This is a genomic window from Novipirellula aureliae (assembly GCF_007860185.1).
Lineage (GTDB): Bacteria > Planctomycetota > Planctomycetia > Pirellulales > Pirellulaceae > Novipirellula_A > Novipirellula_A aureliae.
Genome location: NZ_SJPY01000003.1, coordinates 753,458 through 777,507, shown reverse-complemented (window position 1 = coordinate 777,507; position 24,050 = coordinate 753,458). Strand labels below are relative to the sequence as shown.

The 24,050-nt window shown below is 53.9% G+C and carries 20 protein-coding genes; 9 read left to right on the top strand and 11 right to left on the bottom strand.

Features of this window, described 5'->3' with window-relative positions:
- Window positions 1–218: 218 nt before the first annotated feature.
- The 3 genes from Q31b_RS12225 to Q31b_RS12215 are packed head-to-tail and all read right to left on the bottom strand — an operon-like array spanning window position 219 to window position 2,949.
- Entirely contained in the window at window positions 219–2,057 is a 1,839-nt protein-coding gene (locus Q31b_RS12225; RefSeq protein WP_146599932.1) for an FAD-dependent oxidoreductase, read from the bottom strand.
- Window positions 2,054–2,731 (bottom strand): ferric reductase-like transmembrane domain-containing protein, encoded by a 678-nt coding sequence (locus Q31b_RS12220; protein ID WP_146599931.1) that lies wholly within the window; start codon window positions 2,729–2,731, stop codon window positions 2,054–2,056. The genes Q31b_RS12225 and Q31b_RS12220 overlap by 4 nt, the downstream gene beginning before the upstream one ends.
- Window positions 2,732–2,733: 2 nt before the next feature.
- Window positions 2,734–2,949 carry a 4Fe-4S dicluster domain-containing protein gene (locus Q31b_RS12215; protein ID WP_146599930.1) on the bottom strand — a complete coding sequence of 72 codons (216 nt, stop codon included), beginning with the start codon at window positions 2,947–2,949 and terminating at the stop codon, window positions 2,734–2,736.
- Between the two features lie 458 nt (window positions 2,950–3,407).
- On the opposite strand from Q31b_RS12215, the gene Q31b_RS12205 reads away from it, so the two are divergent.
- Both Q31b_RS12205 and Q31b_RS12200 read left to right on the top strand, forming a co-directional pair.
- A complete protein-coding gene (locus Q31b_RS12205; protein ID WP_146599929.1) occupies window positions 3,408–3,617 on the top strand; it encodes a hypothetical protein in 210 nt (69 codons plus the stop codon).
- A 9-nt stretch (window positions 3,618–3,626) separates the two neighbouring features.
- Window positions 3,627–4,439 carry an arylamine N-acetyltransferase family protein gene (locus Q31b_RS12200; protein ID WP_146599928.1) on the top strand — a complete coding sequence of 271 codons (813 nt, stop codon included), beginning with the start codon at window positions 3,627–3,629 and terminating at the stop codon, window positions 4,437–4,439.
- 15 nt (window positions 4,440–4,454) lie between these two features.
- Here the strand turns inward: Q31b_RS12200 and Q31b_RS12195 are convergent, their stop codons facing one another.
- Window positions 4,455–5,834, bottom strand: a complete 1,380-nt coding sequence (locus Q31b_RS12195; protein ID WP_231617504.1) for a sulfatase family protein — start codon at window positions 5,832–5,834, stop codon at window positions 4,455–4,457.
- Window positions 5,835–5,933: 99 nt separating this feature from the next.
- Window positions 5,934–7,289, bottom strand: coding sequence for an Lcl C-terminal domain-containing protein (locus Q31b_RS12190; protein ID WP_146599927.1), 1,356 nt, complete (start codon window positions 7,287–7,289; stop codon window positions 5,934–5,936).
- 95 nt (window positions 7,290–7,384) lie between these two features.
- Between Q31b_RS12190 and Q31b_RS12185 the strand changes: the two genes are divergently transcribed.
- The gene (locus Q31b_RS12185) at window positions 7,385–7,993 is read left to right on the top strand and encodes a sigma-70 family RNA polymerase sigma factor (RefSeq protein WP_146599926.1); all 609 of its coding nucleotides are present in this window, start codon (window positions 7,385–7,387) and stop codon (window positions 7,991–7,993) included.
- Between the two features lie 233 nt (window positions 7,994–8,226).
- On the top strand, window positions 8,227–9,555 hold the full coding sequence (locus Q31b_RS12180; RefSeq protein ID WP_146599925.1) for a redoxin domain-containing protein: 1,329 nt from the start codon (window positions 8,227–8,229) through the stop codon (window positions 9,553–9,555).
- Window positions 9,556–9,969: 414 nt separating this feature from the next.
- Here Q31b_RS12180 and Q31b_RS12175 read toward each other — a convergent pair whose 3' ends face one another.
- Window positions 9,970–10,338 carry a four helix bundle protein gene (locus Q31b_RS12175; RefSeq protein ID WP_146599924.1) on the bottom strand — a complete coding sequence of 123 codons (369 nt, stop codon included), beginning with the start codon at window positions 10,336–10,338 and terminating at the stop codon, window positions 9,970–9,972.
- A gap of 452 nt (window positions 10,339–10,790) precedes the next feature.
- On the opposite strand from Q31b_RS12175, the gene Q31b_RS12170 reads away from it, so the two are divergent.
- From Q31b_RS12170 to Q31b_RS12155, 4 genes are all read left to right on the top strand, one after another.
- Window positions 10,791–13,325: a serine/threonine-protein kinase gene (locus Q31b_RS12170; protein ID WP_231617503.1), complete on the top strand. Its 2,535-nt coding sequence runs from the start codon at window positions 10,791–10,793 to the stop codon at window positions 13,323–13,325.
- A gap of 725 nt (window positions 13,326–14,050) precedes the next feature.
- Complete coding sequence (locus Q31b_RS12165; protein ID WP_146599922.1) at window positions 14,051–14,866, top strand: BON domain-containing protein; 816 nt, start codon at window positions 14,051–14,053, stop codon at window positions 14,864–14,866.
- A 478-nt stretch (window positions 14,867–15,344) separates the two neighbouring features.
- Window positions 15,345–15,812, top strand: coding sequence for a hypothetical protein (locus tag Q31b_RS12160; RefSeq protein WP_146599921.1), 468 nt, complete (start codon window positions 15,345–15,347; stop codon window positions 15,810–15,812).
- A gap of 33 nt (window positions 15,813–15,845) precedes the next feature.
- Window positions 15,846–16,049 (top strand): hypothetical protein, encoded by a 204-nt coding sequence (locus Q31b_RS12155; protein ID WP_146599920.1) that lies wholly within the window; start codon window positions 15,846–15,848, stop codon window positions 16,047–16,049.
- Between the two features lie 232 nt (window positions 16,050–16,281).
- Here the strand turns inward: Q31b_RS12155 and Q31b_RS12150 are convergent, their stop codons facing one another.
- Window positions 16,282–19,242, bottom strand: coding sequence for a hybrid sensor histidine kinase/response regulator (locus tag Q31b_RS12150; protein WP_231617502.1), 2,961 nt, complete (start codon window positions 19,240–19,242; stop codon window positions 16,282–16,284).
- A 264-nt stretch (window positions 19,243–19,506) separates the two neighbouring features.
- Here Q31b_RS12150 and Q31b_RS12145 point away from each other — a divergent pair, with 264 nt between their 5' ends.
- Window positions 19,507–21,084 carry a sigma 54-interacting transcriptional regulator gene (locus Q31b_RS12145; protein ID WP_146599919.1) on the top strand — a complete coding sequence of 526 codons (1,578 nt, stop codon included), beginning with the start codon at window positions 19,507–19,509 and terminating at the stop codon, window positions 21,082–21,084.
- Between the two features lie 75 nt (window positions 21,085–21,159).
- Here the strand turns inward: Q31b_RS12145 and Q31b_RS12140 are convergent, their stop codons facing one another.
- The 4 genes from Q31b_RS12140 to Q31b_RS12125 form a co-directional block, all read right to left on the bottom strand.
- Window positions 21,160–22,422: a hypothetical protein gene (locus tag Q31b_RS12140; RefSeq protein ID WP_146599918.1), complete on the bottom strand. Its 1,263-nt coding sequence runs from the start codon at window positions 22,420–22,422 to the stop codon at window positions 21,160–21,162.
- A gap of 88 nt (window positions 22,423–22,510) precedes the next feature.
- Entirely contained in the window at window positions 22,511–22,801 is a 291-nt protein-coding gene (locus Q31b_RS12135) for a hypothetical protein (protein ID WP_146599917.1), read from the bottom strand.
- A gap of 4 nt (window positions 22,802–22,805) precedes the next feature.
- Window positions 22,806–23,282 carry an Hsp20/alpha crystallin family protein gene (locus Q31b_RS12130; protein WP_146599916.1) on the bottom strand — a complete coding sequence of 159 codons (477 nt, stop codon included), beginning with the start codon at window positions 23,280–23,282 and terminating at the stop codon, window positions 22,806–22,808.
- A 70-nt stretch (window positions 23,283–23,352) separates the two neighbouring features.
- Window positions 23,353–23,781 carry an Hsp20/alpha crystallin family protein gene (locus Q31b_RS12125; RefSeq protein WP_146599915.1) on the bottom strand — a complete coding sequence of 143 codons (429 nt, stop codon included), beginning with the start codon at window positions 23,779–23,781 and terminating at the stop codon, window positions 23,353–23,355.
- Between the last annotated feature and the right edge of the window lie 269 nt (window positions 23,782–24,050).

Here is a 24,050-nt window from a genome sequence, read left to right as displayed (position 1 = left end):
ACTGATTGTTTAACGCCAAGCCATAGGCGACCGCTTATGGAAAAGCTGACGCCTTCGGCTAAGCGTTAAACGATTAAATCGACAGCCCGCTAACGCCAAAACGGCTAATACGCAGACTGTTTTTCGAGCAATGAACGTAAACGCTTGAAGGCGAAGACGTTAGCAAAACAATTTGCAAGCCCATGAATCATCCGGGCTAGCAATCTGAAATTCGAAGATCAAGTTTGCCCCCCGCGAAGCGTTTCCTGACCCCCGCGAAGCGTTTCCCAGGCATCGAAGGGCTGCTTTTCGAGTTGCATGGTTCCATCCTCGGCTTTGAAGATGTTGATCCAGGCACGCCAGTTTTTGTCATCTAGATCAGGATAGTCCAGGCGGTAGTGACTACACCGACTCTCCGTACGCATTAGTGAGGCGCGTAGTTTCATCTCGGCGGTGACAATCATGTTGCGGGTCTCGAACGCAAGTCGCAGCTCATGCAGGTTGGCGGCACGTAGCATCGGAGCATGGTGGTCGCGCAATTCTTCGATGTAGGCGAGTGCCGCCTGCATCATCGATGCTTTCTTAATGTAGAGCACGAAGTTTGGGATCATCACCCCTTGCAGCGTTTGCGTCACCCAAGCGGGGCCATACCCGGCTTCGCGTCGGAGCGGGGCGAGGATTTCATCGGTTATCGCAGCGATCCGTTGATCGGAAATCGCTGGGGCAACGGTCGATCGAGAGTATTCAGCTGCCGCTTCGCCTGCGATGGCACCTTGGACCGCGGACCCGGCAAGTGAGGAACCGATCTGGGTATAGATTCCGCCAACCATGTGGCTGCCCAGGGCATCCCCTGCGGCGTAGAGCCCTGGAATGTTGGAGGCGCAGCGGTCGTCCACGGGTACAAGCCCTTCCGACTTGTGGATCGCCATGCCCGCCGAAGCCCCCCCAACGTTTGAACCGCCAGCAAATCCGGGCGGCGGGCCACCGGGTGCGCCCCCTCGTCCTGGCGGAGGACCATCGGGACGGCCACCCCCTCGTCCGGATGGGCCTCCCGGTGATGAGGCCCCCGGTGATGAGGCCCCCGGTGATGGGCCTCCCGGTGATGGGCCTCGGTGTTTGAATTCTTCGGGCACGTACGGCCCTCCAGCGATCTCGTCGGTCGGCTGCGGTGCTCCTGGTCCCACTTCGACTGGGTTCCCTTTCACGTAGGCGCGGTAGTTAATATCGACCCCTAGATCGTGATGTATCTCAACGCCGTTGGTTGAAGGCACTCGATCGAACATGTCGCCCCAACTGTCGTAGCAGGCGGCCGGGTGAACACTGCGAGTGGCGTGGCCATCGTTCCATTCCTTGCCGGTAACCTTGGCCCCGATCTCGTAAGCCATCACCGTGCCGTCATGCGTCAGATCGCAGACAGGAAAACCGCTGGGTTTGAAGCCGCCTGCTCCGGTACACAGAATCACCGCCTTCGCTCGAACGGTAATGATCTCGTCCGCATCGAGCCGGAACCCAGCGGCGCCTGCAATCCGTCCGTCCTCTTTGAGAAGATGTGTGATGACGACTCGTTCCAGGAGCGGGATCTCTCGCTCGACGACCGGGTACATGAAGGAACGGTTTGCCAAAGTCTGATCGAAGTAGCCCCAGTCTCGCAACTCGCGTGCGCGATCCAGCGAATGCTCCGCCAGTTGACGCGTGTAGACGGGATTGTTGGTGCCAAGTGCCGATCGCGAAACATCGGCGACGAAATCGTCGATCGACCCGGATTCGTTCTCAGGATCAAAGACAAAGAATCCTTTGGCAAAGGGCGTCAGGCCGGACGATCCGAGCCGACCTTTCGACACGATCATCGTGTTAGCTCCCGCATCGTGGGCCTTCACCGCAGCAAAGAGTCCTGCCATCCCGCCGCCGATCACCAAAACGTCGGTGGCATCGTTCATGTTGCCTACGGTGTCGGCATCAAGCTCGATCTTATTCTCGCCCCAACCAGCGAGTCCGAGCGCGGCTAATCCCGTTGCTACGCCCGACAGTGCAAGGAACTCGCGGCGGGTTGGGACGGAATCGTTGTGCGTTTCAGTCATGTCTGTGATCCTTGGGACTTTGAGGTTTCGGGAGATTTCTCGGACGCCGCGCCCCAATATAGATTTGCCAACATAGCGACACCGAGAACCGTCACTGCAATGAAGAAGACGGACATCGCAACGTCCGTGTGGCGTCCCAAATCAATGGCATGCCATATTGCCACGACGACCATTGAGATCGCTAGCACGCTATGGAGGTAACGCCAGCCACGGTACTTGAGCGGCAAGTGCTTGCTAATTCCGACTCGAAAGAAAGCCGATATACTCAGCGACAACAACAGCACCCAGGCAGCCATCCCTAGCAGAATACCGCGGCTTTCAAATGTGGTCATCATCGTGACAAACGCATCCCACGGCTCAATACCCGCCTCGAAGTATCGTGGCAAGACGATCAGGAATGGATGCACGAGTATCACCGCAACAGCTCCATAGGCGATCACCTTATGAAAACGCTGAATCTGTCGAGGCTTAAAGAGGCTGATCAGAGTCACGTTGCTGCGGGCAAGAAAAAACTGAGACAGCATCAAAGAGAACGCGAGCAGTGTCAGGATCGAGAGCGACTCCTTCAGGGCCGAACGTCCCGGCGCATCGCCCGTTGCGTAGAGCAGTAGCGGCAGCCCAATGAACATCGCCAATCCAGAAGCGATCGCAAACGTTTTTCCATCGACCTTCATGATCACCCCCAAGGCATGATGACGGGAATCGACTTATCCGGCGACATCTCGATCGCATCCACTGGGCAATACATACGGCAGAGATGGCATATCTGACAATCAGCGGGATACGCGATCACTGCCTTGCCGCTTTTCGGATCAATGCGAATGACGTCGCAGGGACAAGACTTGACACACTCCTCGCAGCCAATGCAGCCGTTGATGCTTTTAATCGTCATGATTCCCTAACCGTTGATCGGCCATTTGAAACGTACAAGATCACTCAGAGCTGGCTCGCCAAGTTACCTCGCCAAGTTACCTCAATGAGAAACGGTGTTGAGTCGCTGGCTTGGTTCTAATGGTTCTAAAATGCGAGAACGCAATCGATGTGCCAACTCGTCTTTCTTGATGAAGGCATACAATGGAACGCCCTCGGCATCTGACTTGCGGCGGTATCTCAATCGCTATCGCAGCATTCGAAATGCTCTCCCTTTCAAGTCGGTGTAGGCAAGGCAATGTTGGTCCATTTTTCCAATAACAATGGCCAGAAGGATGCGCACATATGGGCAACTGTGCGGAGGCGATCGCGCAGGCTGCCACCGTCCACGCGTCTACGTTTTGCGGTGGGATTGGGTAGGTTGCTTGAAAAGCTTGCACACCCGCAAGCCGGAACACGAAACCATGACGATTGCTTCGGGTGAACACCTGCCAATCCAATGCCCAACAACGTCCGAGCCTGCTTGCTCCTTACGATTCGCTACCGTACCATTCATGGGCTCCAGACGCTTGGTTGTTGCGTACGGAGAGTTTGTTCACCGTCGCAACCGAGCTCGAAAGCTGTCCGGTCACGAAAACATTCCTGGACAATCCACAACGGATGCTCACTCGACTTTTGGGAGATGAATAAGCCAATCGCATGACGAATCTACACAGCTATTTCGAACGAATTCAGCATGACGGCACTGTTTCCTGTGATTTACAAACGCTCCGATCGATCGTGTTTGCTCACGCGACATCGATACCGTTTGAAGGTCTGGACCCGCTCGCCGGCGTTTCGGTTTCGCTTGAACACGACGCGATCTTTGACAAGCTCGTTCGGCGTCAGCGTGGCGGATATTGTTTCGAGCAAAACGCATTGCTGTCGTGGGCGCTTCGCAAAGTCGGTTTCGACGTAGCCGAGTTGTCAGCGCGGGTCTGGTACAACACGCCGGAAGGGGTGACACCGCCACGAACTCATATTTTTCTTGCCGTGACGATTGACGGCAAGCGGTGGCTTGCCGATTGCGGTGTCGGAGGTTCGACGCCGACTGGGCTGATGGAACTGGATCGGATTGGCGACGAACAAAACTTGCTCAACGAGACACGGCGAATCGTTGTGATCGAAGGGCGTCACGTTCCCACCTTCTTGCACCAGGTGAAGCAGGGTGACACGTGGAGCGACGTCTACGAATTCACCGGCGAGACGATGCCGAAGATCGACCAGGAAATGGGGAATTGGTGGACGAGCCGCCATCCCGATTCCAAGTTTCGCAAAAATGTGATCGTGGCGTTGCTAAATCGCGACGGCACACGGACCAGTCTCGTGAACAACGCGTTTCTGCATCGTCGCGCGGAAGAAATTTTGGAACGTATCGAGATCCGAAGCCGCGAACAACTCGACGCATTGCTTCGCGAGCGGTTCGGGCTCGACTTACCGGCCACCGCTGATGTGCGTTCCTTGTTCGTTTGACCGACCGCGTCCGCTTCATCGAGTAGATTCGGCCGCAGAAGCCGTCAGGGCTTTTGGCGTCTCCTGCTCGGCAACGACAGACTCGAAGAGATCCGTTGCGGGTCCATCGGTTTTGACGACGACTTTGTACTGAGTCAGTTTGGACAGTAACATCGAGGCGATCTTGGCCTCCGTTTTTGCCAGATTCCTTGCTTCGGAGGGATCAGACTGCAGGTTGTAGAGTTCCGTGTTGCCGTTGGCCAACTGGATCAATTTCCAGTCATCGCGAATGATCGCATGGTCGTTTTCGGCAATCACGATTGTTCTTGATGTTGGCTTTCCACTGATCCATTGTGACCAAAGGCTTGTCCCATCGAGCGGTTTGGTTGGAGAAACCGTCAATCCGGTCGCCTCGGCGAGCGTGGGGAACAGATCATGAATCGCGCAGAGCTGTTCATTTTTGGTTCCAGCTTTCAACAAGCCGGGGTCACGAATGACGCAAGGAACGTGAATCCCGCCCTCGTAGACTTCTCGCTTTCGCCCTCGAAACGGAGCGTTGGTTCCGATTCGCACGGCGCCGTTGTCAGACGTGAACACGACGATGGTGTCGTTTCGTAGATTCTGTCGATCAATCTCGGCAAGAATGCGACCGATACCTTGGTCCATCGAGTCTATCATCGCGGCGTAAGTCGCAGCGCGCTCATTCAATCGGCCACGGTACTTGGCGATCAGAGCTTCGGGTGCTTGAAACGGCGAGTGCGGCGCATTGAACGAAACGACCATGCAAAACGGTTTGCGTTTATTACGAGTCGTGATCTGTCGCACGGCTTCGTTGGCCAACAAGTCTGTCGAATACCCCTCTTCGATGATCGTTTGACCGTTGCGTTGCCAATCGATTTGGCCGCGAAGACCAGTGTGCTTGAAATAGTCCACCGACGCATCCATGAACCCGTAAAACAGATCGAAGCCTCGCTGGTTGACGTTCGCATTGTCACCGGCAACGCCGAGATGCCATTTGCCAATCAGGCTGGTTTGATAACCGGCCTTTTGAAGCAGGGCCGGGTACAGCTGTTCGCTCATTGGCAAGCCTTCATCGCGGGGGCGAACGGGACCAACAATGCCGTAGCGACCGGGGAAACGTCCAGTCAACATGGCAGCACGCGCGGGGCTGCAAGCTGGGTACGCGTAGAAGCGATTCAGCTCGACGCCTTCGGCAGCCAAACGGTCGATGTTTGGTGTTTGAGCACTTCCACCGTGAAAGCCGACGTCGCCCCACCCGAGATCATCCGCGAGCAGGATGACAATGTTCTTGTGAGCTTCAGCGGACGCAATGCAAGGAACTGCCAAAATGGAGGCACTCAGCAGAACGAGCGAGTAGCAAAGGCGTCGGATAGGTTGAAAATTCGATAGGGACATGACCCGATTCCCAATGAGGGGGTGTGAGACAAAGCGGGGTGTCGTTTTAGCCCCCCGCGTGAATGATCGACAAGTACTTTCTCAAGAAAAGAGTCGACGTCACTGAGGACGCCCCGGGCGGCCTCTCGGGGGTAGGGTGTGGGGTTCGACCGGTGGTCCGTTCTCGCGCACGGTCACTTCGCCTCCTCGCACCGGGCGGACCAGATTGTAAATTCCGATCACATCGCCTTGCGGTCCACGCCCATGTGGGAACTGAGACGGATCGCCAGCCTTAGGATCGCTACGTTGTGCGCCGGCACCGTGAACGTCCAACAAACTCATTCCGCCACGCGGATCCCGCATCCATCCTTGAGACCGGCCGAACGAAACGTAAACCGCAGTATCGCCACGTCCCAATCGCTTATGAGTTGTTCCCGTCCAGTACGAACCAAAATCAGACTTTCCGGCAGGGTTTCGCTGAGGTGTGCAAGCGAAGATTTCCGCGATTGCCGCCGACTGAGTCGTGTCCGGCGACCGGGTGTAGTCAACGATGCTTTGCAATTCCTTAGCGTTGGGCAGACGCCAATCGCTATGTCCTGCGAATTCCAAGCCTTCGGCCCAGGCTAGAGCTTGTTGCCAATTCAGTTTTCCATTGCGATGATCACCTGCCTTGAGCGTTCCGCTGTCGGCTTGCAACCAAGTCAGCCCTGTAGCCTGATCAGTGACCGTGCCATCGCCATTGTCTTGAAAGTTGTTGGTTCCGTAGTCCGGATTTCCACGAACATAGAACACGACATAGGTCTTTTCACCACGTCGCGGATTGGAACCGATGGGATAGCCTTTGATACGTCCATCGGCAAAGTTCACGCCGAACATGGTCGGGCTTCCGTGCATTGTCGTACTCACGTACCTCGTTGACGTCGCACACTGAGAATCAATGATCCGTTCACCTTTGGACGGATCGCCATAGTGAAAATCAAAATAGTGTGTGTCAATGAACGGGCGTAGCCCCGCGGCGGATCGGGCTTGCGGGTCGATATCTTCGCCACGGAAATCGATCAGCGAATACAGTTCTTTGATACTCGGTAAACGCCAATCGTCGTAGCCGCCAATACGGCAAACTGCAGCACCTTCGATGGCTTGTTTAAACGTAACTTTCTGTCCGGGAGTCTTCTGCCACATCAACCCTGTGACAAGGTCTGAAATGGTGCCATCACCATTGTCTCGGTATGCCGGCTGGTCGCCGTCGTAATTCGCGTCCTGCCCAAACAGCGGCTCGCCTGGCTTGGGGAAAACGATTTCGCGAGAGTTGTCGTAACATCGTCTCTGAGCGGTGTCGACAATCGGGTAAGGATGGGAGCGCGCGACCACGTGGCTTTGGGGGGCCGGCGAGTCTGCAGCCACGACGACAACATTCGGTGTGAGAAGGAGTGCGAAAAAAACGGGTGTTGAACAAATGGAGAGAGTCGGTTTCATCAAGATCCACCTGGGATACAATGGAATGTGCAATTACCTCACGATCAGAAACCCCAGCGATTACTGATTATCTACAAGCAAAACGAAACTTTTTTGTGAATACCAACGTCGGAGATATCGAACAGCAGCTTCAACAGGGAGATTTGTCGCTGTTCGCCGAGGCATTTTCTCGCCATCGCCCCCGATTGTGGCAGATCATCCATTTCCGGCTCAGCGATCAGATTCGCGCCCGTGTTGATGCGGATGATGTGTTGCAGGATGTCTATTTGGATGCGGAAAAACGGCTGAATCACTTCGTCGACGGCGATTTTCCATCGCTGTTTCTCTGGCTGCGTTTGGTCACCGCACAAACGCTGAGCCGAGTTCATCGCCGGCATCTGGCCACCGAATCACGCTCCACGCTGCGGGAATCGAGTCGGAATGACGGAGATCTCTTTGGCAATACGTCCTTGTGCCTTTCGCAGAGGTTCATTGCTCATCTGACGTCACCAAGCCAAGCGGCGGTGAAAGTTGAAATGATTGAAGAGGTGCGGTCGGCACTGGGGGAAATGAGTGACATGGATCGCGAGGTGATTGCGCTGCGTCACTTTGAAGAACTAACCAACCAGGAAGTTGCGATGGAGCTTGGCATCACGCCGAAAGCCGCCAGTATTCGGTATGTCCGAGCGTTGGAAAGACTTCGCGGCGTGCTGGAGAAAATTTGAATGTCGGTTGTGGAGGAAGAAAGACAGGGGAATGGAAAAAGTTAAATTGACAAATAAAAAAATGCAAAGTGGCCAGATCGGTCGCAATCATTTTTCATTTGTCAGTTGTCAATTTACAATTTTCAATCTGCGTCCGTGTCGTTCTGAATCTTTCTGAGTTTCCAGTAGATGTTTCCTCGTAGCGGGGTTTAAGGCTGTGAACCCTCCTCTCTGAAACTTCCACGGGACTAATCATGAAGCGTTTGTCTTTGCTCACTGTATTTTGCGTGATCGCTCTGTTGTTCAGCGATTCACTTGTCAATGCGCAGCCACCGAGTGGTCGCCGCGGCATGAGATCTGGCGGTCAGGGTGCGGCGGGAGGAAACCAGCGGGGGGGGCAAGCAACAACGGGTGGTCGGCCTCGTGATCGCGTTCGCCCACGTGATACCGAATTCCACCAAAAATTTCCGATCGGAACCGGACTACCCGCAGACCTAAACGTCTACAACGTCGATCGGGAACGGGTGCCAGTGAACAGCATTTTCAAGTCGAAGTACACCGTCATCGTCGGCGGCTGTTTGACATGTCCCGAATTCCGAAATTCCTACCCCGAGATTGAGGCGGTCGCTCGCGACTTCAAGGATCGAAACGTTGACTTCTATTTCCTGTACCAATCGCTAACGCATCCAGAGAACTGGGGGTTCGTGCAACCGTCCTCGATCGAGGACCGATTCGCTCAAGTCGAACATGCCAAGGAACTCTTGCAAACCCAAATCCCATGGTTAACGGACCCGATGGATAACCAGCTAAAAACCTACTTCGTCTTGACTCCGAATTCACAGTTCGTGTTCGACCAATCAGGCAAAATCGTGCATCGTGATTCATGGGGACGCGGCTCAAGTCTTCGCGAGTCACTGGAGACCTTGGTCGGAAAACCGGAAACGCTGACTACCGTCGAAGACTTGAACCTTCCTCATTTCGAGCGTCACCTCAAGTCCAGTAGTGAAATGCTGGTGGAGCGAGTTCGTGTGGAAGGAAAAGCGGTTCCGCTGCGCGTCGAGTCGGGTGGGGAAAGTGGTTCCGTCGCCGCCCTACGCTCCAACGACTTCAACCAGTCCAATCGTTATGCAAAACTTCGGCCCGAGGCGGACCAACAATTGATAGAGACCGGATCTGGCAAGCTATATCTTGGTTTTCGCCAAGACCCGGTACTGGGAGCGAGTTGGAATAACTTGGCTAGTCCACCGGCGTACAAGATCGTTGCCGAAGGTGTGACAGTCTCACCCGCCACAGGTCAATCAAAGCGTTTGGAAGTTGAATCAGACAATGAACCACGCGAGTTCTTGGTCGATGTGAAGGACTGGGACGCAAACCAACCGATCACGGTGAAGCTTCAGTACTTTGCGTGCAACAAAGAAAAGGGTTGGTGCAAATCGGTACAACAGGAATTCACGGTTTGGCTGGACGAAGACGAGTCGGCTGGTATGGTCAATGGACGCAGCCATTTTCCAGGTGGCCAGGGCGGTGCAGGTCAGCGGGGCCAAGGCCGTGGAGGTGCGGGGCAGAGGCTGGGCGGACGCTAAGGGCAAAGATTGAGAAAGTTAAATTGACAAGTGCAAAATGCAAAGTGAATGGAGGCGACTTCGTTTTCAGGGGGGGCCAACGCTGAGTCGTGCGGGGCAGATGACGGGCGGATGCTAAGGGCAAAGATTGAGAAAGTTAAATTGACAAGTGAAAAATGCAAAGTGAACGGAGGCGACTTCGTTTTCAGGAGGGCCAACGCTGAGTCGGTGCGGGGCAGATGACGGGCGGATGCTAAGGGCAAAAATTGAGAAAGTTAAATTGACAAGTGCAAAATGCAAAGTGAACGGAGGCGACTTTGTTTTCAGGGGAGCCAACGCTGAGTCGGTGCGGGGCAGATGACGGGCGGATGCTAAGGGCAAAAATTGAGAAAGGTAAATTGACAAGTGAAAAATGCAAAGTGAACGGAGGCGACTTCAATCCTTCCGAAGATTCGACTTGGCAGTGACCACAGATTTGCCAATGATGTTGCACAGTTGGTTTGCTTCGTCGAGCAAATCGGACATTCTTTCGGTTGGTAGCAGTTCGGATCGGAGGATCATTTTGATCCATGTGCGAGATTCACGCAGTTCCTTTAAGGAGATCCCCAGCTTATGAATGAAGTCCTTTTTGCTTTCAGCGGCACATGCTTCGGCATAATTGGGTGCAGGGGAAGTGCCACTACGCACAAGTTGTCCCGCGATATGTCTTCCGAGCCGAGTCTCGGGCAATGCATCAACTACCTTTCCGACACGGCATGCGAAATCTAGCAGACGATCTTCAAGTTCATTTCCACGTTTATCCACAGCATCACCTATTCTTCACTTTCAACTTGTCAATTGTCAATTTAACTTTTTCAATATCCTCGCCCATGAATTCCCTCAACCTAAAAGCCAATCTCAGCAAAGCCATTTCCACGTTTATCCACGGCATCACCTATGCTTCATTTTCAACTTGTCAATTGTCAATTTAACTTTTTCAATATCCTCGCCCATGAATTTCCTCAACCTAAAGGCCAATCTCAACAACGCCATTTCCAAGTTTATCCACAGCATCACCTATGCTTCACTTTCAACTTGTCAATTGTCAATTTAACTTTTTCAATATCCTCGCCCATGAATTCCCTCAACCTAAAGGCCAATCTCAGCAAAGCCATTTCCACGTTTATCCACAGCATCACCTTTGCTTCACTTTCAACTTGTCAATTGCCAATTTAACTTTTTCAATTTAAGTCTTTCAATCTAACCTCGATATGAGCGTGACCGACATCCCAATCGACGACGACACCTATTCAACGGTCGATATTCTTGCCAGCGATTTCGTGGCCCGTTTTCGCAACGGTGATCGACCCACTATCGAAGAATATGCGATTCGCCATCCCGATTTGAGCGGTCCAATCCGGCGTGTCTTTCCATTGGTGCTTTCGGTTGAAAAGGTTAAAGTTGACCGGCAATCCGAAAGCGACGGAAGTGCAACACTGGCAGGGCGAATATTTGAAAGGCTCGGTGATTTCCGGCTCGTGCGAGAAATCGGGCGAGGTGGTATGGGGATCGTTTACGAAGCGGAACAAGAGTCGCTTGGGCGCCGTATCGCGCTCAAGATTCTGCCAAAACAATCTTTGCTGAACGACGATGCGCTCGACAGTTTCAGGCGTGAAGCCAGTACTGCTGCGGCGATGCACCATTCCAACATCGTACCGATCTTCGGGACAGGCGAATGTGAAGGAACGCATTATTTGGTGATGCAACTCATTCGAGGCGAGTCGCTTGATAAACGTATCACCTCAGAGGGACCGCCATTCGATTGTCGCACCGCAGTTGAAATCGCCGCCGAGATTTCCGACGGACTTGCATACGCTCATGGAAACGGCGTACTTCATCGCGACGTGAAGCCAGCCAACATCCTTATAGACGAAGACGGCGTCGCGCAACTAACGGACTTCGGACTTGCGCGGAACACGCGAGATGATCCGAGCATGACGCAAACGCTCAGCGGGAGTCCTCGTTATATGGCACCAGAACGTTTTCAAGGACAGTCGGACGAGCGATCAGACGTGTACAGTGTTGGATTGACACTCTACGAAATATTGGCGGGAACCCCTGCCTTTCAAGACCTGACGCCGCACCAATTGCCGGAGGCCGTGAAACTTCAACTCATCAAGCCACTTAGAGACGTTCGCACCGACGTACCTACGGACTTGCAAACGATCGTCACCAAAGCGATCAATCCTGAACCCGCTCATCGGTATCAATCCGCGGCGGATTTGCGAGAGGATCTGAATCGTTTTTTGAAGGATGAGCCGATTCTTGCTCGACGGATTACGGCATTACAGAGAATGGTGCGTTGGTGTCGTCGCAACCCGAAGCTCGCTGGCGTCACCGGAATTGCAATCGCGTCGATGCTGGCCGCAACGATCGCCTCGTCGGTCGGGTTTGCGATGACATCTGCCGCGAACAAGCGGACCAGCGAGGCGCTCGCACAATCCGAACAAACCGTCGATCTCGCACTGCAATCCCTCAATGGCGTTGTGGACGTTGTTTCCATTCCATCATCCGAAATGGGGGATATGGACATGGGAGAAATGGATTCGGCACAATTTCTGCTCAACCCGTCGCCGCATGCTGCAAGCGTGTTAGAAAACATCCAACCGCTGTACCAGCGGCTTGCTAACCAATCGCCGACTCGCCCCGACATTGTTCGCCAAATGATAGAAGCGAGCCTTCGGCTTTCCCAGATCCAACAACAACTCGGACAGGCCGATGCTGCGATCACAACGCTCAACCAAAGCATTGCACTCTTGGAAACACGCAGCGACTTGTCCGGTTTGCCAACCAACGAAAAACGATTTCTTATTGCACGCTTGTACAACGAGCTTGGTAAAGTCTATGTCGTGAAATTGGACTACACGAATTCGGACGAAGCCTACGCGATGGCAATCCGGTCGGGCGAAGCTGTCGCTGATCCCGACGATCGGCTGAAACTGCAACTAGCGTATGCGTTCATTTCACTAGCCGATCCGTCTCCCCAGCGACGCCGAGACCAAGCCGAATCGCCGGTTGAATCGCGGATTGCACGCGAGAGGTTATCGGCGGCCAAGTCGTTACTTAGCGAATTGAATCCCGCCGCACATGGCGCAAGTGAGGTTGCCGTGCTGCGAGCTCGGATTCACCTTGCCGATTCACGTCAAGCAAAGCGGCCAGTGGTTCGACGATCCGAGTTTTTGACGGCTACCGAGATTCTACGTGAGCGTCTTACGCAAACACCAGAGGATTCTCGTGTTCGATTTGCGTTGGTCGAATTACTCGCCAGCGTGAATCTGCGAAGACAGTTCGGTTCGGAACGATTGGCAGACGAATCGGGCGAGCGACTTCACGAAGCGCTCGCGGTATTGTATCCGCTTCGCTCTATCGATCCCAAAACACAGCGGTTCGCCGTCGCCGAAGTTCACATTCTACACAAACTATCGAGCCTCGCTCGATCGGACGGCGACATCGCCCGCGAACTGGAACACCTCGAAGAGGCCATTGTCATCCAGTCGTCGTTGGTCGAGGCATCGCCCGACAGCATGCCCCACCGATGCTGGCGCGCATTGCTATACCGAAGCCTCGCCGAAGTTCACCGACGGCAAGGTGACGAAGGGGCAGAACGTGAAGCAATCTCCGCCGCCGTTGCCGACTTGGACGCGATCGATCCCGAGTCACAGGCACATCCGTTTGCAGTTCAAACTCGGGCGATCATTGAAAAACGGATCACCACCACTCGTTACATCGGCAATCCTGACGACGTCATTTGATCGCCGATTCAACAGGCCGGCCCGAAACACCATTGCGAAAGCGTTCGACGAGTCGGAACGGGCCAATTAGATCACAATGGCAGACGTTGAGAACACCGGGCCGTTGCTAAATTGATCGCTCTCGGTTCGCTTATCTTCGAGCAAATCTCAGCTGCCGTTTCTCGCCGGGCACAGCGTGTCCGCCTCGAAGAACTCGCATCGGCACTCACTCGGCCGTCTGCCGCGATGCAAACGATCAACGGCCACCGCCCAACGCTGCTGACCGACAGGATTCCGTTGAAGACCAAAAGCCATTGGCCGACTTTCTCTTGCTCATTGGTTGCTTGAATACCGGATTGCAACTTCTGACACAATTGTAAAGCAATTCGTCGGAAAATCAGGAAATAAAACAAAATTCGTGTGCCTTTACGAATCAGCTCATGTGGACACGAGCTATGCTAGAGAGGTCATCCCTGTACTCGTTGAGCAGGCAAACCGCTGAACGAGAGTTCGTGAAATTCCAAATCATTTCGTCGTAACGGGTGTTTTGATGGTTGCTTTGGCACACCCTGGGCTGGGCACACCCTGGGCTGGGCACATTCTGGGGCTGGGCACACCATTCGCTGGTGCTTTGTCGAGATTGAAAATTAGGGTTGTCGTAGTGGACGAGACCTTGACGCACCACGAGGTAGGTTACTCGCTATTCGAACCTCTCTTCAGAACGTTTTTACACTTGGAGCAATCCCATGAATAGGACAAGAAAGATCTCAGCATGTATCGCACTCTCTGTGTTGATTCCACTTTCTTCCTTGAGAGCGGTAGAGTTGGGCGAGGGAAGAAGTGTCACCGATCAGCGAATTGAACTTGACATTCAGGACCAGTTGCGGGCTGATTACCGTTTGCGGGAGATGGGTATCAAGGTAAGGGTACGCGCAGGCGAAGTGACACTTTACGGCAATGTACCGAGTTTCGCAGTAAAAAGTGAGCTGGAAAAAGCGGTGTGGCAAGTCGCTGGAGTTCGCGACCTTCGCAACCGATTGCAGTTATCCCGAGTCGCACCCGGCAACGAACAACGAGCTGTCGGCGTCAAGCGGGCGTTCGAGAGCGACTTGGAACTAAGAAAACTCCGAATCGAACCAACCATTCGTGGGGATAGGATTACCCTTCGCGGCTACGTTCCTTCTTGGGTACTTCGTCGCCACGCTGAGGAACTGGCGCAGCGTGTCCCAGGCGTCCAGCGGGTACGAAACGAGTTGAGAGTACAAACGAATCGAGATCGTCGTTTCACCTCAAGTGGCATTATCGAATCGCGTCGGCTATCAAGCGAAGACGACTCAGCGTTGAGAGGGTACATTCATCGAAAGGCTGGACCAATGGTCGTGGTTGCTGATGTTGATGAAGGGCTTATTGAAGCGAGGCTTGATTCGGCAACGCTCGTCACTTTGGATGGCGAGCGAGTTTCGCACAATATATTGGCTACAGGATTGCGGGTCCAAGTCGAAACGAGACAACTTCGCGATGACTTGTTTGCGACCCGTATCGCAGCCTATTCATCGAACTGACGCGCTAGTGTCGCACGCTAGTGCTGCGTCACCGCTTGAAATTTAGCCTTGGCCAAAGAGTGGCTGGGGCAACTTGCCCCAGTAAGCTGCGGTTAGAAGCCACAGACACGAAAGATGCTTACCCTCATTCTTCGTGGTTACAAACGCAAGGAGCCAATGATGGATCCGGTGGGCTACAGGTGGTTCGTTGCGCGTGGGAACCGCGGCTAACGGGCTGTCGATTTAATCGGTTTGACTCGACTTATTGTTTAACGCCAAGCCATAGGCGACCGATTATGGAAAAGCTGACGCCTTCGGCTAAGCGTTAAACGATTAAATCAACAGGCCGCTAACGTCAAAACGGCTGATCCGCAGAGTGTTTCCCCAAGGATTCACACAACCTCTTTGGCTCTAACGAGATTTCTGCCGACACGGCATACAAGTTGCTCTTCTGCTTGCTGTCCTACTCAACTCCGATCCCTGTTTAAGGAGATCAATCGTGCCAGCAACTTTGGAGAACCCGAAAACACGGCGTGCTACCGAGCAACGCCAAAATCCAGGTCATCGAGTCGAGGTTCGTCCTCACCCGATCAAGCGTGATTCGACGCCTCGAAAACCGATTGGGCGTCAAGCGGTCGTGCGGACAAGTGTGCCAGTCGCTACCGCTACCGCTCCGACTGATGGGCGTCCAACGAGGCGGAAACGTCGGTCGCAGGTGAGTCGGTTCTTTCGGCCGTTCACCTTGGAAAAGAGTTTTACGCTGATGGGGTTCGTTACTGGAGCCGTTTTGGTGGTTTTGTTTGCAACCGACTTGATCTTCGCGTGGCCGCTGATGCGAGCCAGTACGCTGTTCGACGTAACCTTCATGCTCGTGGGCCTGCTAATGCTGGTATCGAGTTTCGGTGTCGCCAAGGATCAGGTGCGCGGTCGCCGGCCACCAAAACGTATCGGCTCCAAGTTGCTGTAACCTACCCGATCCCTCTCAATCATTGGAGATAGAATGATGAAAACGTTTATCGTGATTGAAAACGAAGACGGTTTGATGGTCGCTCAGGTGGGTTTCGGTGAAAGCAATGCCGAAGCTGCGCAGCGAAATGGGGCGGTGATCGTCGACGAAGGTCCCTACCACCGCTTTGAAGATGCGTACGACGCGATGCAGTCGATCCCCGAAAAAGAACGGGAACGAGCGAGTCTACGAGAATAGAGAAGACAGCCCGAGGGGGGGCGATAACCGTGTTGAACCATCAATTTCCTCTAATCGTTAAAGGAGCCGTTGTTGTGATTGCACAAAACCCGGAGAACTTATTCGCGACGGTACTGCTAATCGCCGGCCTAATCTTTGCCATCGGCTTGGTTGGCTTCGCCGGTTATGCCGCGTTCTTTAGCCGTCACTAGGCGTAACGTGAGTTGGCGACGTTATCGTTCTCGGCCCCGCTCTACACATGAGAGGTTTGGGCTTGAGCATATTGCCTGATGGCAATCAGAAATGCAGCGATCTGAGATTCGAGACGTTGGAGTGTCTCGTTGGTATCTTCAAACGATTCGTTTTTGCCCATCAACTCCAACGCGTAGGCGAGTTCTTGGGCCTCAGCATGACTATAGGTACCGACGAGGCTTTTCAATCGGTGCGACGCGATCTCAAGCGACTTTGCATCCGTCTCTTCGATTGCCTTTCGTATCGTATGGAGCAGTTGTGGCGTATCGTTGATGACGTAACCGATATGCTCAATCAACAGATCGAGTTCTCCATTCATGCGGTCCAGTGCTGCCGGGATGCTGAAAGCGGGTGTGGCACGGTCAGGCTGCTCAAAATCGTCTCTCGCAGCCACTGCTTGGCCATCCCGTATCAACTGCTCAACCAGAGCAACCAACTGGCGCGCATGGATTGGCTTGGCCAAGTAGGAGTCCATCCCCGCTGCCAAACATTTCTCGCGATCTCCGCTCAGAGCGTGCGCCGTCAATGCGACGATTGGTGTGTGCGTCCCCGTGGATTTTTCTCGTTCACGAATTCTCTTCGTTGCTGTAAAACCATCGATTCCCGGCATCTGGACATCCATCAAAATCAGGTCAAATGCTTGTCTTGAAAATGCTTTGACCGCTTCGTCGCCGTCCTCGGCCGCTTCACAGACGTGACCTCTCCGCTGCAAAATACTGATTGCCAACTGTCGATTCGGTCCATGATCGTCGACGACCAGTACTCGCAATTGTTTTTCGGCCTGGTCTTTGATCGCAGGGGCACCATTGGCCGTTGTGACGTCCCCGTCAAACGATTTCGAGTTTTGATGTTCAACGCTGGCCATGATCGCTTCCAACAGCGACGATGCAGAGACTGGTTTGACCAAATAGGTTTCAATACCCAATTGCCGGCATCGGGCGGCGGAGTTCGGGCGGTCGGCTGAGGACAACATCACCACGGTGCCGCAAGCTAAATCCTGACGATTCTTGATGGTTTCGGCAAGCTGGAATCCGTCGGCTCGCGGCATTCTCGCATCGAGCAGAATCAAGTCGAAAGGATGCCCCGCTTGTGTGGCATCCGAAAGTTCGACCAAAGCGTTATCGGCACCATCGGCCAGAGTCGTATGGACGCCCCAGTTTTTTAGCATTTCGTCAAGAATCCGCCGGTTTGTTGCGTTATCGTCAACGACCAAAGCGGTTTTTCCGGCCAGTTGTTCCGCATCGACCGCACCGGCGGCCGCCTCAGGCGGCTGGGCCGATTTTAAGGTCATCGTAACATGGAAAGTGCTGCCTTTGCCCAATTTGCTTTGCACCCAAATTTTGCCGTCCATCATACGGATCAACTCCGACGTTATGGTTAGCCCCAAGCCGGTGCCACCGAATCGTCGAGCCATCGATGAGTCGACTTGTGTGAACGATTCAAAGATCTTTCTCAAACGCTCTCTGGGGATACCGACTCCGGTGTCATGAATGGCAAAGTGCAAACAGACCTCGTCATCCGTCGCCCATTGTTGTTCGACTTCGACAACCACTTCGCCATGCTCGGTAAACTTGATCGCGTTACCAACCAAGTTGAACAGAACCTGACGAATCCGAGTTGGGTCGCCCTGCATGAACGGGGGAATGTCCATTGGCATGTGAACGGCAAGTTCCAGATTCTTTTCGTGAGCCTTCACCGCCAACGCCTGCAATGTCTCGCGAATCAATTCAGCGATATTGAAGACAACCGATTCGATTTCCATTTTGCCCGCTTCGATCTTCGAAACATCCAGCACATCGTTGAGCAAATCCAACAACGTATCGGCTGACGATTGAACGCATTGCAGGTAGTCACGTTGCTCGGAGGTTAGGTCTGTAGCAAGAGCGAGTTCTGTCATACCAACAACCGCATTGAGAGGCGTGCGAATCTCGTGGCTCATGTTGGCCAAGAATTCACTCTTGGCTCGACTGCCCATCTCCGCAGACTGCTTGGCTGCTTGCAGCGCTTCTTCGGTCTGTCGCCGCTTCGTCACATCGGTCTGGATTCCGATCCAGCGTGAGAGTTTTCCATCACGATCGTGAATCGGAATCAGTCGGAAATCGACCCAAGTGGTTCGCCCGTCGCGACGGTACAGCATCACGTCCTCCTGCATCTCGTGGCCGTTTCGCAGCGATTGGTGAAAACGTCGCACCGCCTTCGTGTCCGTACTGGGACCAAACAACAATTCGTCACAGCGGCGTCCGACGACCTCCGCTTCGCTGTAGCCACTCAGATTCACGAACGCATTGTTCACCCATTGGATGGAGCCATCGTCGCTCATCACCAGCGTCGCGATTGGAGAGCGGCTCACCACAAGCGAGAGGGTTTCCAAGTCTTCTCGATCGGATCTCGCTTGCCGCGTTGCCTCTTCGCTAGGTCCATGCGACCGGGCGATTCCCAGTTCACTCGTAGACTGCTTGCGTGCCGATTGAGCGATCGCAATGGCATCTTCCAAAGAGTCCGTGTCGAGTAGTTCTGTCCAGTGAGCAACATCCTCATCGGAGAGTCGGCAGCTACGCGGTGCAAGCTGCCCGAGCGTGATCGTGAGCGGTTGCTCGGTGAGCCGGAGCGTATGGAGTGACTCAGCCTGCGCTTGGATGGCAGCCCAAGCCGATGGCGGTAGATGCCCCCCCGCGTCCGTAGCGGCAACTTCTACCTGGGCCAATGTGCCCTCATCGGTCGCGGCGACACGGAAGCGAACGGACGCGGAAATCTCGGCTGCCGCGACGGCGCGACATGCCTCCGCGACGCTCTTGGCAAACGCCGCTCGTTGTCTTGCCGACAATCCCGTTAGAGCGGACAGCACTCGGGCCCGTCGAGACATGTGTCGGGCGTCGGAACTACGTGTAGCAGGAAACTCCGCGACAACAATGTTGCGAAGCGGTCGGTCGGAGAGACGGATCTGAAAGGGGCGTTCTGCCATCGCTTGTTCTTTGGTGGATACAGGTGCAATCAGCGGATGCAAACAGCGGGTGCAACCAGTGGATGCAACCAGCGTGCCAGTCGCAACGACACTTTGGCACGCCTGTTGCAATTGTCAATGTGTCGCACAATGTTGTGCCATTTTGTCGCTTTTTTTTTAGAACTTTCCCCGCTCGGGTCAAGGAGCCGAAGCCGACCCCCGTCCTCTGAAATTGCCCCGTCCTCTGAAATTTCCCGCCATCCACTGAAATTGGAGGTTTGCACGATGGCAACCATTCTCGTTGTTGACGACGAGCCAGCCGATTTGGGGCTGATAAGCTCAGCACTCGAAAAACTTGACCATCGAATTGTGACCGCAATGACTGCGAAAGAAGCCGTCCTCGCGGTGCGCAAGCACCACCCGGATGTCGCAATTTTGGATGTAATGCTTCCCGATGGAAACGGTTTGGAAGTGATGCGAAAGTTCCACGTAATGGACGATCGTCTTCCCGTCGTTTTTGTGACCTCCAGTAGCGAAAGTGGCACCGCGATTCAAGCAATGAAACACGGTGCAATTGACTACCTTGTCAAACCCATCGATGTCGTTGAACTTCGTAAAGTGGTGGCCAGGACGTTAGAAATTCGCCGCTTGGCTGACAGACCCATCGACATGAACGCGGAAACGCAGTCGTTGGACACGCAGGCGATCATTGGTCGATGTCCAGCGATGCAGGAGGTCTATAAGGCGATCGGTATCGTTGCCGACCAAGACGTGACCGTGTTGATTCGCGGCGAAAGTGGGACCGGGAAAGAACTCGTCGCACGCGCGTTGTATCAGTATAGCGATCGGGTGAAGGGACCGTTTCTAGCCGTGAATTGTGCTGCGATCCCCGAGGCGTTACTGGAGAGCGAGTTATTCGGCCACGAAAAAGGTTCGTTCACTGGCGCGGATCGAAAACGGATCGGCAAGTTTGAGCAAGCCACCGGTGGTACGCTGTTCCTGGATGAAATCGGCGATATGTCCGCAGTGCTTCAAAGCAAGTTATTGCGAGTGTTGCAAGAGAAGAAGTTCGAGCGAGTCGGCGGAAATGAAACGATTAACGCAGATGTCCGTGTGATCGCGGCAACCCATCGCAACTTAGAGAAAATGGTCGCCGACGGAGGGTTCCGAGCGGACTTATACTATCGGCTGAACGGATTTTCGATTCACCTTCCTGCCTTGAAGGATCGAGAAAGCGATCTTGAATCGTTGGTCGAACACTTTCGGCGTGTTGCCTGCAACGATCTTGGAAAGAAGGTACGCGAGGTCGCTAGCGACGCGATGGAGGTATTGCGTGAGTATTCCTGGCCGGGAAACGTTCGAGAACTCCAAAATGTGATCCGTCAAGCGATCCTGCGAACCAACGGCCCCGTATTGTTAAGAGACTTCTTGCCCGACTTCACACCGCTCAGTGACATCACCAAACAGACCCACCATGACTTAGAACAGCTAATCTCAAAGCGTTTCGACGAGCATTCCCACCATTTGTATGACGAAGTGATCGCCTTTGTTGAGCAACAACTTGTCAAAGTGGTAATGGAACGGGTTGGCGGTGATCGCAACGAAGCGATGCGACGACTCGGGACGAATCCTGCCACGCTTCGCAGCAAGGCCGCCCTTGAGTTACTCGACCTTGATCCAACCCGCGATGACGCCGGCGAGTCGCCGTTTGTTCGATCCAGGATGACGCTCGAGGAACTCGAAAAGGAAGCGATCACGCGAACGCTAGAAGAAACCGAAGGATGTCGAAAAGAAGCCGCCAAGCGGCTTGGGATCAGCGTCCGAACGATGCAGCGGCGCGTTAAAGAACTGGGGCTAACATAGCATTCAGCGGGTTTATGCCCCACACAGCCAGGGAACCTTAGCACGAGTCAACTCGATCTCCGTATTCACTTCAGGCTACAACCGCTCGATCGCAGGCGGCTTCCAACCGATATGATTGAGGAATTCTCGGACGCCGATGCGTTCAACGCCCAGCATCTTTGCATCCTCGATCGTTTGCTTTGCTGAGATCCAATCTTGGTCGCGGCTAGAGGATGTCTCTTCGGCTTGAGGGAGATCGCCAACCACAACGTACCCGGTATCCGCTGTAAGCTCGCTATCGATCCGTCCTCCGTTTTGTTCGACGATCTTTGCAAACCGATCGTTGTCGTCGACGCCGTCATCATCGATGTCGATCTCGCCGACGATGACGATGCCAAGCGTTTGGCCTACGTCCCACGCTGGTGAGAAAATTGCATCACCAGGAAGCAATGGGTCGGTCCGTTTACTATCCTGTACCATCGCCTCGGCCATGTGCGGACCAACAACCCGAATGACTTGAATGCTGCCTTTCGGCTGTTTCACGGTGATGGTTTCGCCGCGCGCTTCATAGACGCTGAAACGGGTATGAGCTTTCAAGTTGTCTTCCGAACCGACGTTGATCCATACGGTTTCTGATCGGGGATCCGTCCAGGCGATGAAGCCATCGGGTTTGATCGGTTGGTCGGATGATGGAATCGCTTGCTCGGCAAGTTGCTTGTTGATTCGCTGCTGCCGATCGAGTTGCTGCTGAGCTTTACGCAGGTCTTCGCTATAGGAAGCCGCTAATTGATACTTTTCTCGACGCTCGTGTTCGAGGCGATCGGCCACTTGCTCTGCCATTTGTTTGAGACGTTCCCGGTCCGCTTGAAAATTCTCACGTTGTTCCGCAAGGTCGTTGGCCAGTTTGTCGACGGACTGTTGAACGATCTCCAATCGTTTCTGGCTGTTCGCTTCCATTCGCGTAAACTTCTCTCGCAAGTCTCGGTTTTGCTCATAGGCTTCGGAAAGGTGTTGGTTAAGCCTACGAATCGACGACGTTGTCAGCCTCACGAGAGATCGGTAGTCTTGGTTTTCGTCGGGTAGCTCTGTGCCGTAGCCTCTCAAGTCATCCGCGACCGCTTTCTCGATCGTGGTTAGATCGGTCGCTTCCGAAAATCCAAGCATTTGTTTGAGTCGGTTTGCTTCCTCTAATTGTTTTTCTTGGGCAGTCGTCGCTTCGTGCACTTGAGTTTGGAGGTTACCGACGGTCGCGGCGCAGTGCTGCAACCGACCGTACGCCGAGTAGATTGTGAAGGCGAGACCAATAACGAGCATCGTCAGTAGTATCGAATAGACAGATAGAAATCGGACTTGGTTCATCGGGACTCCCTCCATTCAACGTGTGTTGGCCGGTGTAAACTCGGACGTGCTGTCGCAATGTGTGTACGAGACGCCGCCTGCAACTCCTCTAGCGACTTGTTTGGACGATCATTGGGTTTGCACTGGAGTCGCGAGTTACCCATCCCACGTACATCGCCACGTACATCGCCACGTGCCCATACCAAGTCACTGCAGGCGTCGAAGCAACGCCATCAGAACAAGCGTGATAGGAAGGTGCAAGAGGACGGCCTACTTGATTCTCTGGGCAGGCACAGCGATGCTCATCGTGCTTCTTCATACCCGCCGCGCCGACCCACCATTTGCAAAACAGAGGTGGGGCGGCGCTATTTTCACCATTCGGCCCGCGTTGACGGATCAACGAATCATGCGGATTTCACCGCGATTCGTTTCGCTTGGCATTCTTGGCTCTTTGGTAAATGCAGTTCCAAGACACCACTGTGGTAGCGAGCGTCGATTTGGTCCTCTTGAATGCCTTGCGGCAGAGTGAAACTTTCATAGAAGCTACCGTATTGGGCATAGCTTCCGTTCTTCTCCTTTCCTTCCTCCTTGTGTTCTGCTTGTAGCGTCAGCACATTACCACTGACCTTGACATCAAATTCCTCGGGTTCAAAGCCAGGTAATTCGGCACGCAGAACGTATTGTTTCTCGTCGTCGTCGAGACTCATCCGCGAACTCAGACCGCCTGAGCCGCTCCAATCGGTCAGGCCACCCCCGATCTCGTCCAGCCAACGATTCCACAGGCCGTCGAACTCGTTGCGGAGTTGAGCGATGGGGTTTCCGTCGCGTTGAACATTCAAATCACGATTCTTCTTTTTCCAAGGGATCAGTGTGTCAATCATGGTTTTATCCTCCTTCTGTTTGTTGGTTTGGTTGGTTGCTCGGGCGTCGCCGGTTCACCCACCATCATTCTCAGTTCGCCTTCACTTCGATGCGTCGCGGTTTGGCTTCTTCGGCCTTCGGCATGGTCAACATCAAAACGCCGTTGTTGAAATGGGCCGAAACCTTATCGCTGTCAACGCGTCCCACAAGTTCCAGCGTGCGACGGAATTTCCCGAACGCTCGCTCTCGACGGTGCCATACCGCGGCTTCGTGTTCAGGCTGCTTCCGTTCGCCCGAAATGGAAAGCTGGTTACCGCCCGTAACATAGATTTCCAAATCATCCAACTCGAAGCCGGGCAGTTCCGCCTCGACATACAAGTTGTCATCATCTTCCCACAGGTTCAGCGGTGGAAACGCGGTCGCACGTCCGCTGCCGTTTCCGTATCGTCCGAACACTCGATCCATTTCGCTGCCGAGACGATTCATTTCCACTAACGATTGCCAAGGTGTGTTTAACATCTTTCTACCTCCGCTCTGGTTTGGAGAAATGGTTGGATTCTGTTCTCAATACGCCGTACTCTAAAATTCCATTCTCTCGTTTCCGTGTCAGTCTTTGCCAACGGACAGGGAAAGCATGCAACGAGCGTACCATTTTGCAAATCGTCATCCGTTCGCAGTTCGCCGATTGTGAGCGGCAAGTTTGACGCATGGCGATTGAAGCATCGAGGAAAAACTGGCACTGCAAATGCCAACTTGTCACGGGGCGTTGGCCGCGTTGAGACGACAGA